Consider the following 19,018-nt stretch of genomic DNA (forward strand, 5'->3'; position numbering starts at 1 on the left):
GTCTCTTTGTTTTAAGGTATTTGGTTGAGTCGCTGGCGTTCGGCTTCGATGTTGGTAAGTTTTTGTGCAAGCCCAGTCTGGAGCTCAGGACGATTCGCGTGTTTGGCGAAAATACGCTTTGCATTTGAAAGCTTCCCCGCCCTCATCGCCAGTTCTCCCAAGGCAACTTCCGCCTTCCATTCGCCAATCTGGTAGTCGGGTGTAACATTGCAGCGATAAGTGGACAAAGAATGTATGGATTGCTTTAGACTATTTTCAGCTTGTCGGAACAACTCGTCAGCTTGCTTCATTCGAACCTGTGCCAGCAAGTAGTGCGCGTCCGGATAATCGAGGTTGTGCTCAAGCGCTTTATGACAGTAAGCTTCTGCTTGCCTATAATCCTTGCTTTCAATGGAAAGAAAAATTAGTAATTTATAAATCTCAAGAATACTGCCAAAATGTGGTGTACTCTGTGCAAGTTGTTCGGCTTGATGAAGCGCCGCCTGCGCTTGCTCTTTGAAGCCTCCAGCGATTGATTCTCTTCCATAAAACAGCCAATGACCTGGATTATTCGGCTCTTCTCGTATCATCATGTTAAGCAAACGCAGGTTGCGTTCAATCTTATTCCGGTTTTGCAGTACAGCAGGCTCGTAACCGTTGTGATGCAATCGTATTTTCACACTGCGGCGTACGATATCCTTATTGAATATTCCCTCTTGTGTACCTAGTTGCTCATGAATACGTCCCCAGAAGCGAAGACCTCTACGCATAGGGAACATTCGGGTTTGTGAAAAATCATGCTGAACACTTCCACGGACTTGATTCAAATGCCATACGTGAAGTGCAGGAATTGGACTAGCTCCATGAAAAAGCCCGGCAACTTCTTTGATCGAAGATTTATCTTCTGATGCCAGTACCTCATCCGCGTCAATCCAAACTACCCAATCAGATTGAATATGCTGAAGTCCTTTGTTCCTGGCATCTGCAAAGCTATCATTCCAATCAATCTTTACAATTTTTACTTTATCGTAATTCGCGGCGATACTCTCCGTTTTATCCGTAGATGAATCAATCAATACAATTTCATCGACGGCATCCTGCAATGCTTCAATACACCTTCCAATATTCATTTCCTCATTGAAGGATAAGATTGCAGCTGCAATACTAACTTTAGGAACATGCAATAATCCTTCAATATCGTAACGTTCATCGCCATCCGGGACTTGTTTTAATGAGTTAAAAGCCTTTTGCACCCACGACGCCTGAGGATCCAACAGCCACGCTCTCTGAAAAACGCGGTTTGCTGCAAGCCCATAACCTTGCTGAAGTAGTGCTTCGCCAAGGAACACCCATAATTGTGCATCCAATTTGTCTTGCCTCAGCCAAGGAATGATTAGTATCTCAGCTTGTTTAAAATGTTTATTTTTCAGTAATGAAATGATGCTCTCGTAAATTGATGTACTCATCTATTTATTTTTATGTAAAATACCCTTTCTCCATGATCTGGATCAATCGTAACCGTATAAGTTCCCTCTGATTGAGTTTGTAACTTAACATAATCACCGGATGCATAGGTCAAAAAAGCTCCCGTATCCGATGGTTCAACCGTTGTATGCTCGTAAATATACCATAATCCATCCCCGGTAGAGCCCGGATATAGGGTCGGTAGATGGATACCCAGTTCATCATCCATTGGAATGGATTCCAAAATGAAATCATCTTGGTACCATTTATCAACTTCCGTATCATGTGCGAGTAGTTTTACAACTAACTCGGATGTTAATTGATTAGCATTTAGCTTCAAATAATGATCCTCGTATACGCTGGCTGTTACAGATTCCGAATTTTCCGAGTCCGAGACAAGAATTTTTGTATCATTAAAATTAATATTAGAACTGAATACGTGGTTCAAATCAAAAATATAAGAACTACCCAAATATAGAGTCTGTATCTGAGGAAAAGGGTTAGCATGACTCCTTCTAATCTCTACATCAACTTTAGTCTCCGACTCACCATCGCTTGCAATTATTTCTCTAATTGCCCCAAGAAAAGGTATATCGTTAGTAGTCAAGAATGAGCCCTCTAATCCTATGGGTTCAAGACTAACAACGTTATTGGAATTCATCACTTTAATACTATAATGGAGTATATCCTCATCACTATCAATAAAATAATTGTTCAAATCAATGATCGCATCTTTAGATAAATAATCAGTAAAAGGGATATTGACCAATTCCGGCGGTTGGTTTTCACCATAAAACTCATCATATATTCTGACGTTAAAAGGCACATTTAAAACTCCACCCCAACCATCATTCACGGTAACATTAACTACTGTAGTAAGCTCCGCAGAGTTGATATTTTCGGTGGCTTGAATATACCAATTTTCACCATCTTGCCAAATGGATACAAAGTCATTCTGCTCAAAACTAACAGTTATGGAATCAAAGTCCGGATCGGTAAAATAATTAGTAAGATCGCTATCTACTTCTAATTGTGATTGGCTGCCAACAGCCATATTTAGGTTACTGAAGGGATTGGATCCTTTTAATTCAGGCTTTTGATTCTTAACAGTTACTATAAACGTCCGAGATTCCACAAATCCCCCACGGCCATCTCGAGCAATGAGCGTGAATTGAGTATTATCGCCTCCACCATTTGCCTTTAAGTACCAATTATCGTCCGATCCCTTAATAAGACTTATGAACGCATTATTCGCTACTGGGATTACTTCTAACGGATCGCCATCCTGATCTTTAAAGAATGATTCTATTTTTCCTATATTTATTGTTTCTTCTTTATTTAATTCACGGTTAGTAAATGGATTTTCAGAATCTACGGTAGGTGCATGATTACCTTCGATAGTACCGGGGAGCTTCGCAGAACCAATGTTAGCGAGGAGTTTTTTTACTTTGGATGAATCCGCATAGTCGTTTGGATTGTTTACCAGTCTTTTAACTGTATCTGCAATATCAAATCTTCTACTGGAGCTTAATGCAGAATCTACGGTTATTTCAAATGTATCAACATAATAGTATCCGTCTTTATTAATCAGGACATTGAAAGTAGCCGTACCGGCATTTAAAGGACGAATTTTTAGTAAGCCTTTTTCCGTATAATCCGGTTCGCTAAAAGCCGTCCCTGCATTACTGCTAGTAACGTAAAATCCTCCACTTCCGGCTCCATAAACACTCTTAAGGTCAAATAAAATTGCACTTTGGTTAAGTGGGATAACCATATTACCAATTTTATCAAGCGTTTCGCTACCTGGGGAGGCACTGCTGGATGCATGTACAACGGTATCATAAGAATTGCTTATCAAAAATGGAGCCGCAACCAGTGCCGAGGTTACTACAGCCGCAACAGCCTTCTCTTTTTTCGTGAGAGGCTTATACTTCTTTGTCATTGATTTTCACATCCTATAGAATAATCACTTATGTCTATTCTATCATACAGGAAGCGTACTTTAGAACCCCAAAACGACAAAAATCCCCAATTTTCATGGGGATTCTAACCTATAAACAATACTTCACAATCGCCTCATGAACGCCATCTTCGTTATTCGAAGCGGTGATTGCATCCGCGGCTTCTTTCACGTCCTCCGGCGAGTTCGCTACAGCGATGCCTAGACCGGCAAAAGCCATCATTTCCAGATCATTATAATAATTGCCAATGGCCATAATCTCATTAGCATCAATTTCCAACGAAGCCGCAAGTGCTTTCAACGCATTTCCTTTATTAGCTTTAGCACTCATTACATCGATGAACAAGTCACCGCTTCGGATCATGCGCAAATCGCCGTATAATTTCTGATCTTCCCATTCCAATTGAACACGATCCAATACCTCAGGCTGTGCGAAAAGCGTGAATTTCACGATCGGCAACTCTAGTTCCGTCACATCGGTGACAAGTTTGGGATTGATCAGGAACTTTTTGTACATCTGCTTCTCGTATTCTCCGATTCTTTCGATATACATGTTGAAAGGCGTACATACGTCAAAATGGATGCCCTCTCTCCTCGCATAGTCGAGCATAGGCCGAATCTCAGAAAGGGGAAAAGCAAATTCATTCACAAGCGTTTGTCCCCGCTCATCTGCATGTACGGTTGCAGCTCCGTTATGAGTAATCATGGTTCCTTCTAGTCCGAGTTCCTGTAGAATGGGTAGAGTACTTGCCGGCGCACGTCCTGTACAAAGTACAATATGACAGCCTGTATCATGAACTTCCTGGATGGTTTGCTTGGTACGCTCGGTCAGCACGTATTGATCATTCAGCAGCGTTCCATCTACATCAAGTGCGATTAATTTAAACTTCATGATTCCCTCTCCCTTACTCTCTTTTTATCGACCTATTGTACCACAGGATTACCAACGCTTTCACCCCATTTACAAAAAAGACAGCTGTCCGAAGATAACTGTCATAACGACTATTGAACCCTATGTACCCCAACAGATTTATTGACATTCCCAATGATATGAACAGGAATATCTTCTGTTTTCACGACTCCGTTTCGATAACGTATTTGAAAATGAATCAGATGAGGACCCTGTGGTAAGCCTTCTGTATAAGACTGAAATTTCGGATCAAACAATTCTCCCTTATACAAAGTCGTATCCCCGCTTGATTCGGTTAATACTTGAGCTACATAGAGGGAGCGCCCATCTATACCTGTTGTGTCAATCCATGCCGTAACATCAGCAACAGGTGCAGGAGAGCTGCGACTGGAAACTACAAAGATTTCTCCCGAGTAAAAATCCTTTGGATTATGAACCGTTTGATGACCGCTTTTTTCATGAAGTTTCAGCCAATTATCCGTGTAGTTGACCTCAGAGTCTATGGTTAATGGTGAAGCTGTAATGTACTTGGTCGCGGTGGAAGAAACATATCCATCCCAAACCGTTAAAGTAACTATATAGTTCCCAGTCTGATGGAATTGGCGAGTTATGTTTATTGATGTAAATGTGTATACAATTGCATCTGGCTCTTGTATCTTCCATTCATAAGTCAATACATCTCCATCCGCATCAAATGATGCGTTGCTAAGTTGTACCAAGTCCCCCTCCCACACCGGTTTTGGCGACCAATCAAAATCAGCAACAGGCGCTCTGTTGATATAAAGCCACGTCTGTGCTGAAAAATCGGACCATACAAACCCGTCATAAACTCTAACCCGGACTCGCAGTTTTTGTCCTGCAGGAAGATTATCAGTAACAGCCCACGTTCCCGTCTCATCTCCGGTATTTTGAGCGATCGCAGATGAATCTAGAACCATAACGGAATTGTCTTCGCTAGTCACTTGTATTTGGAAGTAACTAAATACCGTATTGAGATCAGGATCGGTTTGCCTCCATTTAAACGTGGGCTTAGTTGTGTCATATATCGTCGGGGAAGTTAGACTTCCGGATGGATCTAACATTGTTGCTGTAGGAGGACTATTTGTGGTCATCCAACCTATGTTGGACCAGCCTGACCATACTGAACTTTCATTCATAACCCTAAGTTGAACTTTCAGCTTAGATCCTCTAGGTGCATCTGCATTCATGGTCCAGCTGTCAGTTAATTTTGTTCGATTAGCAATAGGAACGCTAATGTCTGCACTTGCAACAACCGTATTATCTTCGGACCAGACTCGGATCTGCTGGTAAGCTATTCTTCCTGTATCTTCGTCCTTTTGGTTCCAAGTGATCGTTGGACGAATATCAGTTACAGGAGTCGGATTATCATAAGTTCCCGTCGGGAATGTCAGCTGGACAGTTGGAGGTCTTCGACTTCCAAGCCAACCTTCGTTTGACCAGGCAGACCAAGTTGTTTCATCTTTTACTCTTACCTTAATTCTCCACCTTGAATTTGTGTCTCCAAAGATATTTGTTGCTAGGTAACTATACATTTCTTCTTTGGTATTAAATGATTTTATTCCCGATCCATACGAAGAAGAGTTTTCAAATTCATTCCCCATCCAGTCTAATGAAACTCGCCCGATGTAAACCTCGTAACCTGTATACGTGGTGTCTGGATCAATATCAGTTTGATTCCAGGTAATGGTTGGCGAGGTCCCTGTCGGCAAGTAATCCGGAGTATCTTTTGATCCGGTCGGGAAAGTTAAAACTGCTTTGGGAGGATTGTTCGGTCTAAGACCAACATCCAGCGTATTTATCTCCGGCCATGACCATGCACCAAATTCATCCTTCACTTGCAATCCAACGGTGTACGTACCTGAGTCATTCACTTTATCAATTTTCGTTTCGGACATCGTTCCGTCCGGAGCGATAAACCAATATCTTCTCTCTACGATCCCTCTGCTGGTTTCATAACCCGGTTCAATGTTACCTGTTGGTACGTTATACCTGTCAGGGTCATAGCTTGTATCCGTCCAAGTGACTGTTCCGTTAGGTTCCATAAAGAGGCTGAATTGAGCAACCGGACGACGATGGACGATGATACTTTTCTTGAATGTATTGGAGTTTTTTCGGTAAGCATCAAACGTCATATCTGGAAACTTATAAACAGACAGCGGATATGGGTCATCTTTTGCCTTTAATGTAACATCCCATTTACCTACCCGATCGAAGGTTGGCATACCCGATGTGAAACTTTTTCCGTTCGAGGGGGATAAACCGCCATTATCGATGAACATTGGCGTATGGACGTAGTTCCAAGTAAACGAACCAGCCATAGGGTCTCCTTCGGGATCGGTAAAAGCAACATTATCGTAATTTAGCTCTGCATTCCCTGTCTTTTCATCTAAAATGGCGTAATCAGCATTCCAGAGATCAGCTTCAGCATATGGTTTCATCGTCATAGCGCTAAAGTTCACAAAGCTTTTATTAGTGAAAGGACCGAACTTGCCGCTAACAGGATACGTGTTATCGACGATATCAACGAAATAGTTTACTTTATTAATCCATACATTGATTGCATTACCGGCCGTCCGAATCTTAACGCTGTAACCTTTACCGTCCTGGATGTTATAGGCCGAAGTAGATAAGACAGTTCTTACACTGTTCACGTACTTGGAGAGGAACACATTCGTTCCATCAAATTCCAAGGCGTATCTATTCATACCATCTTGCGCCCTGAACGAGTAACCAAAAAGTTCGCTATCAATCTTGTTTTGCTCTGCCTTAAAGTTAAACATGAGGTCTGCATCAGAAACAACAGGATTGGATAAGAATTGTCCGTATTGGTATCTTGGCGTAATAGCTGGTGCTTCTGCTACAGGCCCTTTATCGATCCAATATACGGTTTGTCCGTATGGTGGGCTATTATAGCCAGAAACCCAACTGTGCCACATAAATGAGCTAAGAAGTAATCCATCGCCCATATATTCGGAAAACGCCTTGCTGTTTACAGTTTCCGTTGCACCTGACGAAAAACCTACGTTTCCCGAAAGAATACGAGTATTTCCACCTAAATTTATATCACTACACTGGTTGTAGATGTTAGATGCACAAGTCCCACCAACATAGTTTCCAGCGCCATCAACGTGCATACTGGTAGACATGCCGGTTACTTGCGGTCCTCCCCAACCCCAAACCGCACCTGTAGTCATATCAATGGTGTTATTCATGGTTGTTCTGCTATCCCCATAGGAGCCGCCAACTGTGTAGAGCGTCTTCGTGACGATGGTGTTATTAAGTGGGTTCACAATCATCGTAGGAATATTTTCCATCCAGTTATATGTCCAAGCAGCGCTGAAAGTCATCGAGTTACCCGATGTTCTAGCTCTCCATACGACCTTGAAATCCTTGTCATACTTGGCCACATAGATCCCCAATGCTAACTCAGGGTAAGCTCTCATATTAAATTCTTGATAACCCCTCATTGAACTTCCATCAGGATTTTGGCAAACCTTATCTTCATAAAAGTAGGTATTACCATTCCGATCTTTATATGGGGTCGGGATTTGGTTAAATCTGCAAACAGTGTCTACGTAATTCTTGGGTGAATAACTTCTTGGCGTGTAGGTATCCGGCCATTGCGTATATTTGGCTTCATACGTATGTGGAACCCATGGATTATTTCCGGTAATTGTACCAGTGTTAACTACGTTTCCATACTGATCAATTTCTGAAAAACTATTACCAAAATACCCATTCGTGCTGTAGTAGCCATCACTATCGACTAAGAATACTAAATGGTCCCCTTTGGTTGTGACGTCTTTTAAACTTGGTCCACCGTAACTCCCGGTAGACCCAGGAACGTCAAAGCATCCAATAAATGTGGCATCTAAAGCTTTGAATGTACAGGCCATTGGTGACGAACTCCATTGGACTCTTATCGAGGTATTATCATCGCCATCCGTGTAGTCATACTGTCTAACAGGTGTATTTTTACTGAATAATAAATAAACTGTCTTCTCTGCAAATCTGAAATATACAGATTCATAATTAATGGACTCCTTAATATTGACGGTTCCCTTAGGGTGACCATACTCTGTTGTGTATGGAACGGTCTTCGTTTGTAGCAGTTGGTCTTTAGGGATATTTTTCCAATCTAACTGATAATCGTATGGATTTCCGTCCAACCACCTATGCACATACGTACCGGAGGAGAAGCAGCCACTGCAACCCGTTGACCAAACTAAGTCTAATCGGTATCTTCCAATCTTGTTTTTGTTTAGGGCATAGAAAGTATAGCCATAGCCACTACTAGCAAGTTGGAAATATAAGTGAGTTTTATCGGTTTCTACAGGTGTTGCCCCATCCACCCATCCTGCCGGTTGACCATCGGCTCCGGGAACCAACAAAGGCTGCGAGTATTCAGAATTAGGGTCAGTCATAGCCTTGTAAATCGAAACACCGTTTTTCCCGAATCCGTTGTCTGCTAAAGGAGATTGATAAGCCTGTGCTTCACCAAAGCTGGATGGCGCTGAAATAATGTTCACACCAAAGTTTTGTTTTTCCTTCCCTTTACCGGCACCGGATTGCAATGATTCGCTTTCATTCTGCCAATTATAGGTTGGGCTTTTACTTATTACTGCGTTCGTGTTTGTTGCGATTAGCTGCCAAAGCTTCAAGATATCTGAAGCCTTATACATTGTTGGTGGGTTAGGATCTGGATTCGGGCTGTTACCAGAAAGATCGAAGCTGACTTCCGGAGCTTGGTTGATTACGTCCATCACGCCAGATTCTGCTTCGGCCCAAGCGCCGTATTCTTCAATGGCGCGCAGCTTAAATTTGTACTTCCCGACTTTCGTGGGTTTGAAGTCATACTTTGCCATACTTCCCGTTACTTCGGTCCACGGTTCGGTAGCATCATCAAAAATCCCATTGTTATCGTCATCATATCTGATATACCAGATCGTTTTAGTCAGAATATCACCGTCAGGGCTATACGATTCGTTCAATACGTCATAATCTTCACCACGAATACCCAATGTTGGGGCATTAATCTTCGCGATAGGTGGATAATCGGGATGAACAATGATGCTACAACTACTCGAATTTTCAGAAGCCATGCCAGCTGTGTCATAGACCTTGTTCAAGGTTACTGTGACTGTGATATCGCTGCCCGTATTGTTTGTGTATGTGAGTTGCTTATTCGTCCACTCGTCTTTCGAGTGATCGATCGTTCGCCCCATTGGGCTTCGGCTCTTATCGGCGTTAATACCTGGCGGTCCCAATGGTCTGTTTGATTTCATTTCTGCCGGTGCTTCACAAGTAGCAATTGGGTTTGGCTTTACGACATTGATCATAGCCGATCTCCAACCGCTTTGTGCACCCCTTGTATCTGTCAGTTTCATTTTAACAGTGTGAATACCTAAAACATCAGCTTTGATGTCGCTGAATCGTTCGTCATGCTCATTAAATCCGTAGCCATCCTGGCTGTTACCTAATTTTTGAATCCATGGATCCGAACTACCGGCAAAATCCCATGTCGGGAAAAATCCATCGCCTTCAGGATCGTAAGGTTCTTCCGGGGTCTTAGATTTATCTTTGATAATGCCCAGATCGATAAAGTTATCTACGACAACCTCATCAATTGCAGGATAGTTATTCGTGTTTCCCCTAGCAAACCAACCCGGAGAACCGAATGGTGGATTGTTGTTTGTAGTAACCGTAATCGTAAAGCTCTTTGGCCCGACAACCTTTGTTTGTCCACATGTCGAGACAATTTTCATGGTGACGTTAACGGGACCTTCACCCATCCCCCCAGGATACGGAGGACCGGAGAAGCCTTGGGTCGTCGCTGACGATTTGGCTCCAACGTAATCCCGAATGATTCCATCCTGCTCGAAAATGAATCCGAATTGGCTGATTGCACATGGCGTTCCACCACTGGAACCACCTACACTAACGCCAACCGGGTACATCGTGTTACTCTGACCGTAGGGCATGGTCAGCTTTTCAATCGTGAAATCACCCGTAATAAACGGATCCAGAGGAACAGCCGCGCAACTGAGCTTCGGGGTCACAGTTACCGACTTGCTGTTATCAGCTGTACTAGTTTCCCCTGTTACAGAATCCACGATCACAGCAACACTATAGCCGGAAGTTCCTCCGAACGTTTTAGTGAAAGTTTCGGTTACATTTTGTCCAGCTGCTAACCCTGAGTAATTAAAAGTTTGTAGCGTCGTACCATCAACTAGCACTTTTGCTTGAAATGCACTTGTTATATCATTACCACCTGTATTTGAAAAACTAAAGGAAAATGACGTTGCTTTATTGACTTCTACACAGGAAGGTGCCGTTATTGAAACATTTGACAAGTTTGGTGCATCGGGTGGGGTATCATATTCTATTTTAACTTTGCTGTCGTACTCGTAAGTGCTTCCCTTTAAATCTACAATAAAAGCAGTAAACCAAACCCTAACCTTAGCTCCACTAGGGGGAGCCGCTAATTCCTTTTCAGATTCAGTAAGAGGATTAAAGCTTGTAAAAGTCTGATTATAGATTACCCTGAAATGTTTGGCATCTGCCCCCTGATCAACCCTTATCACAGAAATTGCATCCGCACGTGGTCTACCCGTGCCGGTAGGGCCTAAGATTGTTGCCGTTGGGTTAGGAACTGCAGAGGCTGAAGATGGGTCAGGATTTACCGCCTCAGAGGGTACTGATTCTCCTGTTGTTACACTCTTATAAGGCTGATCAATATCCGCATCCAAACCCAAATTCTTCATCCCACTGAACTCAGACTCGTTAGAGGAACAATTTGGCACCTGAGGCATATCATATCCGTTGATTGAATCGGTGTCTCCCCCACTCGTTTGATGGTGTATACCATCACTCACAGGTTGCGATGGCCCACAGTTGATACGATATGTATTACCGTCCTCCCCTGTAACATCCGCATACCAGTTAAGCTTATGAGGGTCAGTTGGTATGTAACGAAACCATGCGTAATACCCACGTGAACCCTGCCTATTATCTGCAGATGAAACAGTAATTGCAGGTCCTAATGCATTAATAGCATTTAAGGGTCCGGTATAACTGTTAAGCCCCACGGCTGCGGGAGGTGTAATATCTTGAGTTCCATGCCAAATTTTTTTGATAATTTTACCGTCCGGAACCTTCAAATTCTCTACTCTTGCTCCGGAAACATAAGCATATTTTGAATAATGTTTACCATTAGCATCTGCTCCGGTTCCGTTATAATTTATCTCGAATAACATATCTTCGACCGAAGAAGCAGCAAGAGCTTTCATTGCAGCTTCCCCAAGAATGTGAAAAGGATTAGACTCAAACATTATTAAGGCTAGTAACAACAAACTAATTGTGCGAGTCCTAATCCTAGCTTTGCTCAATCTCATATCATACCTCCTTAATTTGTCTTAGGAGCTAAGATATCCACGATTGTTCTACCATAGTCTTTCTGAGGCGGAATAGCAGGGGCCGAAATATCCAGCTGCACGCTAACGTTAGTTTTAAACCCCGATTTAGGAATTATATACATGGAAGTATCCCCTGGCTTTATAACGAATACTTCTGCAATAGAGTTCAAAGTCCCCTTATTTGCTGCTGAAAGATCGGGACTTTTTATCCCATAAAAGTTAAGGAAAGGAGGCATGTCCCCATAAGCATTTGGGTCTTTACTAAACTCCACATGCCTTTTAACTACTATCAAATAACTATCCGGGTAATCTTTGATGTAAGAGTTAGCAGTCGTTGTTCCCGGCACCCACCACTTCAAGTTGCTGATATCCCCTGCAGCTTCCCAATTTGGATCATTCGGATTAGCCATATCAATAGCTATAATCTGATCAATTACCCCTTTGTATTTTCCATCGGGAGTCTCCATGACTAACTTGGAGGGATTCCACATATTTTCATCATATTGCTTACCACCAAACACAGGAATCATAGAAAATAGATTTGTCCGCTTAAAAGCGAGTTCTGCATTGGAAATGGCCAACTTGTCGGTTTCCAGCTTTTCACCGCTATTTAAGCTAAGTATGCGTTCAATAATCGTGACAGATTGTGCACGGGTAGTACTTCCATCCGGAGCCAACTCACCTTTTGCAAGCCCTTGAATCAACCCTTTGCTTGCCGCAGTAAACATTGCCCCTTGATTGTTTAAATTTACATACTTTTGCTGCAGCGTTGGATCAGTTGCTCTTACAGCAATTTTAGACATTTCAACCCTAGAAATTGGCATATTAAGTACATCGATATTGACAGAATCCTCTTGAACGATCCCCTTATCAACTGCCGCCTTAACATAAGGGACATACCACTCCCTCCCTTCCGTATTGCCGGTAACAGGAAGTTTAGTCGCTGTGACTACCATCTTAATGAATTCCGCAGTACTGACATAATTCTCCGGCCTAAATGTTCCGTCGCCATAACCGTCAACGTACTTTTTTGCAATTGCTATTGCTACAGAATTTTTTGCCCAATGATCACTTAGATCGGCAAAGCTTGAAGCATGGTCATCGGCCATAATCGGGATTGCATTGCAGGCAAAAATCATTAAAGCAGCTGAAAGTACAGCCATTTTCTTTTTCATAAATAATCCTCCATTTAGAACATTAGTCTCTTAAAATGCACATGATTTATTATCCCATCCAAAATGTGACTTCCTCATTAACGGTAGTATGACACATTTTTTCTGGAAACGTCTACCTTTTCCACCTATAATCAGACAAAAAAATGCAACAAAAAACCGCCCAGCAATCGCCAATTGAGCTTTAGCGAGAGCATGGGCGGTTCTTCCGCACGCATACAATGTTATATCTTTAACTAAAATACCACAAAGTGGTAGATTGATCAATCCCTAGTTTTCACTATCCATGGTTTCATGTGCATTGCGTAGGGCTAGCAGTTCATCTTCAGATAATTCTCTCGATTGGCCCAGGCGCAGATTTTCATCCAACTTCAGAGGCCCCATGGATATGCGTTTCAAGTAAACGACCTGTTTCCCGACTGCTTGGAACATGCGTTTAACCTGATGAAATTTCCCCTCCATTATGGTAAGTTCAATTTCTGATGGCTCACCAGCCGACTTATTTCCAACGTTCAAAATATTCAAAATCCCAGGAAGTGTCTCGTATCCATCGTCCAAGGTGACACCTTGTGCAAATGCTTCCCTATCCGCCTCTTCAACCTCCCATTCGACTTTAGCGAAGTAAGTTTTAGAGACGTGTTTCCGTGGGGAAAGCAAATTATGGGCCAGTTTCCCATCGTTTGTCAGTAATAACAAGCCTTCGGTATCTTTATCTAGACGGCCTACCGGGAACACCTCGAAGGGTGTGTATGCATCATCAAGCAGATCCACGACCGTTCGGTCACGGTTGTCTTCGGTTGCAGAAACAACACCCTGTGGTTTGTTCATCATCAAATAAACGAACTCACGGTAAACAACGGTTTCCCCATTCACCATGATCTGGTCTTTGTCGGGATTAACCTGTATCCCGCTATCTTTTACTTTCACGCCGTTGACGAAAATCGACCCAGACTTGGTGAGACGTTTGAGTTCAGAGCGCGTGCCGATGCCCATGTGGGCGAGTATTTTATCGAGCCTCTGTGTTTGTTTCATAACGGTTAAGTCCACCTCCAACCTGGCGGGTATTCGTTCTTCAGCATCCCGTCGTGCCACTTGCCCCAGCCGACGGGATGGTCGTCTATGCAGACCAGGCAATAGCCTTTGGCTGCCTGGTCGGAGTCGCGGAGGATTTCACTCTCCGCGACCTCGAGGGTCTCGCCCTTCAAGTACCGAAGGGCTCGCCCGTCGCTCAAAGCCAAGCGCAGCGCGCGCTTGGCTTCTCCAAGCCGCAGTCCCATGGCTAGCGCATGGGACGGCTCGAATCGGCCGCGGTGCAGCGCGCCGATGTACCAGCCCGGCCGCACGACTTTCAGTCCGTGCAGCTCGGGCAAACCCGCCGGCGACGCATACGCGTGGTCGCCGTAGCACACGAGCCGCCCGGCGGCGAAGGGCTCGCTGCGCAGCAGCTCGCCCGCGAACGCCTGCAGCGGCTCCAGGCTCACAGCCGCGCGCGGTGCTTCCGCGCGGCCAACCCGCCGCAGCGCCTCACGGCCGCTGCGCTTCCCTTCCACCGATGCCGACACAATGTCGGCATCCATCATCCGCTGATCGGCATCCTTCCCTCCAGCTCGAGCTGCATCACGATCCCCTACCCTACCACTATCGTTCACTGCATTCCGCTGCAGCACAGCCACAAAATGCCCCTCGCCCTTCAACCGATGGGGCCATAATCGAGCCGTGCCGCTTACTGCTTCCAAAGCCCGTTCCGAATAAGCACCCTCTATACACCAGGGGGCTCGAACCCAGTCAGGCCGCCCAGCCTCAAACTCCTTTTGCCGTACCCGAGCCACCTCAAAATCCGGATGCTTATCCAGAAACTCAGCGATCTGCGCCTCGTTCTCTTCAGGAGAAAACGTGCAAGTCGAATATGCCATCGTGCCGCCGGGAGCCAGCATGTGCGCAGCTTGTCCAAGCAATTCCCGCTGCATGACGGAGCACTCTGTCACCGAATGGCGCTGCCATTGCGACATCATATCTTCCTCCTTGCGGAACATGCCTTCCCCCGAACATGGGGCATCGATCAATATTTTATCGAAATAGCCTTGAAAAACAGCCATCATCCGCTCCGGCTTATCATTCAATACCGCCGCGTTTCGAACACCGAACAACTCGAGATTTTTGACCAGAGCCTTCACCCGGTCGGAGTGGTTGTCATTCACAACCAATACGCCTTCGCCTTGAAGCTTTGCAGCGATTTGAGTGGATTTCCCGCCAGGCGCAGCACATAGGTCAAGCACTTTCTCCCCAGGTTGGACATTCAATAATTCAACAGGTGCCATAGCGCTAGGTTCCTGAATATAGTATAGGCCTGCATGGTAGTAAGGATGTTTACCCGGCCTCTCGCCCTCTTCGTAATAAAATCCCTCCGAAGCCCATGGTACTGGGCTCAGGGTAAATGGACTCTTTACCAGAAACTCATTAATCCCAATCTTGCCCGAATTCACCCGCAATCCATAAACCCGTGGCTGATCATAAGAATCCATAAATAATTCAAACTCATCTCTGCCCAGCAGATCGCTCATTTTCTCTGTAAATGCGGCAGGCAGCTTGTTGTTCATGCTTCATCTTTCCCTTTCCGTTCTAGCTATTCCTTGGAACCTATCGGTATTATAGCCGACTTGTCACGAAACAGCCAATTTTTTTCAAAAACAGGACAGGATATGCTATACTTTTTATAGAAGGTTATGTAGAAATATATATATATATATATTAAAGAGGTGCATAATGAAGAAGCTGCTTATCTATCTAGGCATCGTTGTTATTTTATTCGGGGGCTTGTACTTCGTTAACCAGCAGTCGAACAAATCAGCGGACTATCCCTACAACCCTTATGGCGTATCCGTGTCCAAGCTGCATCCTGAAACTGTGAAACAATTGAACGACCCGAACTATCAGAACGTCATTTTACCGAAAGATTTGGACCAGAAGCTGAAAAACAAAGAGTCATTTTTCCAGTACTATTATTCCTCCACTTGCCCGCACTGTAAGGTGACCACGCCTGTTCTTGTTCCAATTCAAAAAGAACTCGGTATTGATGTAAAACAATTTAACCTGCAGGAATACAATGACGGCTGGCAAAAATACAAAATCGAGTCTACGCCTACGCTCGTTTATTATAAAGACGGGGTGGAAGTAGATCGCATCGTTGGCGGGGTACCCGAAGGCAACTCTGCCGTAGGCAACAAACCGGAAACTTTCAAAGCATTTTTCCAAAAATATAAAAGTTAAAGAGTCTCAAAAAAAGCAGCGGGAGTTCCCACTGCTTTTTACTTCTCCCCAACCTACAACCGCTGCCTCGATTCCCTCGCCAGCCGCATGGCTTCTTCCCGATCAGCTACCTGAAGCTTATTTAAAATATTGGTCACGTAATTGGCCACGGTCTTGCCGCTAAGCTCCAATTTCTGCGCGATTTGCACATTCGTTGAACCGCCCTCCATCAGATATAAGACTTCTCGTTCGCGCTGAGAAAGTTCGGGGAATAATTCCTCCTGCGCAGCCGGCCGTGCCATTGAAAAATACTCAATCATGCGCGAAGCAATACCGCTGCTAAAAATAGCTTCTCCGCTGCCAACAGCACGAATCGCACGTAAAAGCTCATCCTTTTCCGCATCTTTCAGTACATATCCTTTTGCACCTGCGCGCATCGCAGTAAATACAGAAGAATCGTCTTGAAACATTGTAAGAATTAGAATTTGAATATTCGGGTTCGCACTCACAATGCGTCGGGTCGCTTCAATTCCGTTCAAACCCGGCATGCGAATATCCATAAGCATAACATCAGGATTTAATTCCTCGGCAAGCTGTACGGCTTCATCTCCAGACGCGGCTTCCCCTACAACCTCGAGATCAGGTATCGTACTGAATAACGTGCATACCCCATGTCTAAACAGGGGGTGGTCATCGACAATGACAAGTCGCAATGTTTTCATGGTTTTTCCTCCGTTTGGGTATTCACCGGTAATAACGCAATGAGCCGCGTTCCGCCTTGTGAACCTTTTTCGATTTTACAGCTTCCGCCCAGCTCCTCAGCACGCTCTCGCATGGATTGTAGACCAATACCGCCAACCTTATCTTGTCGGGTTTTACTACCGAACCCTGTGCCATTGTCAAGCACTTCCAAATTGAGCATGCCTGCAGGTTCATCTATCATCAAGCTGACGCTGCAAATACTTGCCCCGGAGTGACGAACGACATTAACAATAGCTTCAGTGACAATGCGATAAGCAGCCACCTCAACGGCAGCAGGAAGTGCAGGAAGCTCAGCAGGTACATTCAGATGAAATTGCAAATCGGGAAGGCCTCCCCATTTTTGTACCCTTTGAATCGGTGAAGACACATCGTTCATTCTTTCTTTTATCGCACCGACAATTCCCAGTTCATCAAGCGCCGGGGGACGCAGCTCATGAACCATGCTTCGTATTTCCGCAACGGTACTGCGAATCGTGGATCGGAGCTCGGTCAAAATGGCTTTCGTCGCTTGCTTATCCGTCACGAGCAGCTCTTCTGCCGCTGCTGCTGTTAGCGCCAGTGACGCCAATCGTGGTGCCAGATCATCGTGCAAGTTACTTCGCAAACGCCGGCGTTCCTCTTCTCTGGCCAAAACCAGACGCTCCCTCGATTCTTGCAAGTCGGCTGCCAGTACCTTCAGTTCTAAAGACACCTTCACTCCCTTGACTACAGCACCTGCCTGGCGAATCAAAGTTTCTATGAAGCTCCGATCCGATGGCGTGAAGGGTTCTCCGATAGCTCTTGGGGCCAAAAACAACGATCCTAACACTTCCCCTTGATGTACAATGAAATGTTCCTCGCACTCCGGCTGAGGTTTCCCATCTTTAATCGTCATCCATACTTCGCCATCCTGTTGAAAGGCAAGGTATCCATACGGTAGCCGCAGCGCTTCCCTGATCGTACGCACTACAACCAGGAGCACTTCTTCAGGCGGCAGCGGCTCCTCGAGCTTTTTGCCCAGCTTCGTTAGCACCGAATATGGATTATCCTTCTCACCGTACATCAATCGGTTAATCCAGCGCTGCACTTTCTCTTTCACTGGAGCAAACATAACGGCAACGATTCCTGTCGCGACAAGGGAAACAAATAGATGGTGCTGCAAGTTCAAGAGCCTTCCAATATACCAGACACTCGCCACATAAGCTCCGACCACACAAAAGGTCAATATCCCATAAAGCAGCGTTCGATTTACAAGAGGATCAATATCCCATAATCGGCGTCTTAATATCGCCATTATTAAAGTGATCGCGATAATGATCATCGAAAGATGAATCCCTATTTCCAAAGCGTACATTAAAAAAGGATCGTTGTTCAATTTCGGTTCCCAAATAATGAAAACAACCGTTAAACCGATTAATCCTGATAATGCTAACGAAAGACCGTATACGACCCACTTCGTTTGTTGCCGCTCCAAAGGTCCCATTTCCTTCTTATAGCGGTACCACTGAATGGCAACAAGGGAAGCCGTCCAAATGAAAAACCAAGCAAAGAAAAGTATTTCAGAAATGTTTTGCAAATCAAATACCGTATCGGGAGCAATAAATCCAGGAGCCCTAATAACGCTTAGCAATATCGCAAGAATTAATGTCCATTTCGGTACAAATCGCCCTGTTGGAAATAAGAAAAAGAAAAAAATAAATGCCGAAAACCCGGTGGCTTCAAGAATTCGAATAGAAAATTGAATAATAGGATGATATCCGGAGACCGCAAAGGTAATGGGAGTGAAGGTGCATCCTAAAATAAATAGCATTAGCGACCCTAACAGCCCTAACATCTCATTCGATTTTTTATAAAAGATGATGGCCCCGGCGATCATATACGATAAACCGAACAAGATATAGATCAATTCATAACCGACCGCGAACTGGACCGGGCTTATGCCGTTCGTTTCCAACCATCCTGGAGCGGGAGGTGGGATATAGTAGGCTTCACATCCTTGCAAAGCGCAATGATCTTTGACTTCCTTAAAAAACGCTGGAATACTGGCGATGAATAAAACCAATATAGATAGACACAGGACGAACACGACTATTCGCATGAGCTTCATTAA

The 19,018-nt window shown here is 44.4% G+C and carries 10 protein-coding genes; 1 reads left to right on the top strand and 9 read right to left on the bottom strand.

Going from position 1 to position 19,018, the window contains the following annotated elements; all coding sequences use genetic code 11:
* Window positions 1-11 precede the first annotated feature (11 nt).
* The 7 genes from ICC18_RS13145 to ICC18_RS13175 all read right to left on the bottom strand — a co-directional run bounded on the left by ICC18_RS13145 (window position 12) and on the right by ICC18_RS13175 (window position 15,518).
* Window positions 12-1,445 (bottom strand): glycosyltransferase, encoded by a 1,434-nt coding sequence (locus ICC18_RS13145; RefSeq protein WP_188174885.1) that lies wholly within the window; start codon window positions 1,443-1,445, stop codon window positions 12-14.
* The gene (locus ICC18_RS13150; RefSeq protein ID WP_188174886.1) at window positions 1,442-3,385 is read right to left on the bottom strand and encodes a hypothetical protein; all 1,944 of its coding nucleotides are present in this window, start codon (window positions 3,383-3,385) and stop codon (window positions 1,442-1,444) included. The genes ICC18_RS13145 and ICC18_RS13150 overlap by 4 nt, the downstream gene beginning before the upstream one ends.
* A 109-nt stretch (window positions 3,386-3,494) precedes the next feature.
* On the bottom strand, window positions 3,495-4,295 hold the full coding sequence (locus ICC18_RS13155) for a Cof-type HAD-IIB family hydrolase (protein ID WP_188174887.1): 801 nt from the start codon (window positions 4,293-4,295) through the stop codon (window positions 3,495-3,497).
* Window positions 4,296-4,405: 110 nt separating this feature from the next.
* On the bottom strand, window positions 4,406-11,728 hold the full coding sequence (locus ICC18_RS13160; RefSeq protein ID WP_188174888.1) for a PKD domain-containing protein: 7,323 nt from the start codon (window positions 11,726-11,728) through the stop codon (window positions 4,406-4,408).
* An 11-nt stretch (window positions 11,729-11,739) separates the two neighbouring features.
* The gene (locus ICC18_RS13165; protein ID WP_188174889.1) at window positions 11,740-12,924 is read right to left on the bottom strand and encodes an S-layer homology domain-containing protein; all 1,185 of its coding nucleotides are present in this window, start codon (window positions 12,922-12,924) and stop codon (window positions 11,740-11,742) included.
* A 267-nt stretch (window positions 12,925-13,191) separates the two neighbouring features.
* On the bottom strand, window positions 13,192-13,953 hold the full coding sequence (locus tag ICC18_RS13170) for a pseudouridine synthase (RefSeq protein ID WP_188174890.1): 762 nt from the start codon (window positions 13,951-13,953) through the stop codon (window positions 13,192-13,194).
* Between the two features lie 5 nt (window positions 13,954-13,958).
* Window positions 13,959-15,518, bottom strand: a complete 1,560-nt coding sequence (locus ICC18_RS13175; RefSeq protein WP_188174891.1) for an RsmF rRNA methyltransferase first C-terminal domain-containing protein — start codon at window positions 15,516-15,518, stop codon at window positions 13,959-13,961.
* Between the two features lie 166 nt (window positions 15,519-15,684).
* Here ICC18_RS13175 and ICC18_RS13180 point away from each other — a divergent pair, with 166 nt between their 5' ends.
* The gene (locus tag ICC18_RS13180; RefSeq protein ID WP_188174892.1) at window positions 15,685-16,188 is read left to right on the top strand and encodes a thioredoxin family protein; all 504 of its coding nucleotides are present in this window, start codon (window positions 15,685-15,687) and stop codon (window positions 16,186-16,188) included.
* Between the two features lie 53 nt (window positions 16,189-16,241).
* On the opposite strand, the gene ICC18_RS13185 is transcribed toward ICC18_RS13180, so the two are convergent.
* Both ICC18_RS13185 and ICC18_RS13190 read right to left on the bottom strand, forming a co-directional pair.
* Window positions 16,242-16,889, bottom strand: a complete 648-nt coding sequence (locus ICC18_RS13185; RefSeq protein WP_188174893.1) for a response regulator transcription factor — start codon at window positions 16,887-16,889, stop codon at window positions 16,242-16,244.
* Window positions 16,886-19,015, bottom strand: coding sequence for a sensor histidine kinase (locus tag ICC18_RS13190; protein WP_188174894.1), 2,130 nt, complete (start codon window positions 19,013-19,015; stop codon window positions 16,886-16,888). Before ICC18_RS13190 ends, ICC18_RS13185 begins: the two co-directional genes overlap by 4 nt.
* Window positions 19,016-19,018: the final 3 nt, after the last annotated feature.

Origin of the sequence: Paenibacillus sedimenti (genome assembly GCF_014534655.1) — a bacterium.
Taxonomy (GTDB): domain Bacteria; phylum Bacillota; class Bacilli; order Paenibacillales; family NBRC-103111; genus Paenibacillus_E; species Paenibacillus_E sedimenti.

What these genes read in the sequence shown, in the direction of transcription:
- ICC18_RS13145 (WP_188174885.1), bottom strand. Translation starts at nt 1,445, where the DNA reads ATGAGTACATCAATTTACGAGAGCATCATTTCATTACTGAAAAATAAA.
- ICC18_RS13150 (WP_188174886.1), bottom strand. Translation starts at nt 3,385, where the DNA reads ATGACAAAGAAGTATAAGCCTCTCACGAAAAAAGAGAAGGCTGTTGCG.
- ICC18_RS13155 (WP_188174887.1), bottom strand. Translation starts at nt 4,295, where the DNA reads ATGAAGTTTAAATTAATCGCACTTGATGTAGATGGAACGCTGCTGAAT.
- ICC18_RS13160 (WP_188174888.1), bottom strand. Translation starts at nt 11,728, where the DNA reads ATGAGATTGAGCAAAGCTAGGATTAGGACTCGCACAATTAGTTTGTTG.
- ICC18_RS13165 (WP_188174889.1), bottom strand. Translation starts at nt 12,924, where the DNA reads ATGAAAAAGAAAATGGCTGTACTTTCAGCTGCTTTAATGATTTTTGCC.
- ICC18_RS13170 (WP_188174890.1), bottom strand. Translation starts at nt 13,953, where the DNA reads ATGAAACAAACACAGAGGCTCGATAAAATACTCGCCCACATGGGCATC.
- ICC18_RS13175 (WP_188174891.1), bottom strand. Translation starts at nt 15,518, where the DNA reads ATGAACAACAAGCTGCCTGCCGCATTTACAGAGAAAATGAGCGATCTG.
- ICC18_RS13180 (WP_188174892.1), top strand. Translation starts at nt 15,685, where the DNA reads ATGAAGAAGCTGCTTATCTATCTAGGCATCGTTGTTATTTTATTCGGG.
- ICC18_RS13185 (WP_188174893.1), bottom strand. Translation starts at nt 16,889, where the DNA reads ATGAAAACATTGCGACTTGTCATTGTCGATGACCACCCCCTGTTTAGA.
- ICC18_RS13190 (WP_188174894.1), bottom strand. Translation starts at nt 19,015, where the DNA reads ATGAAGCTCATGCGAATAGTCGTGTTCGTCCTGTGTCTATCTATATTG.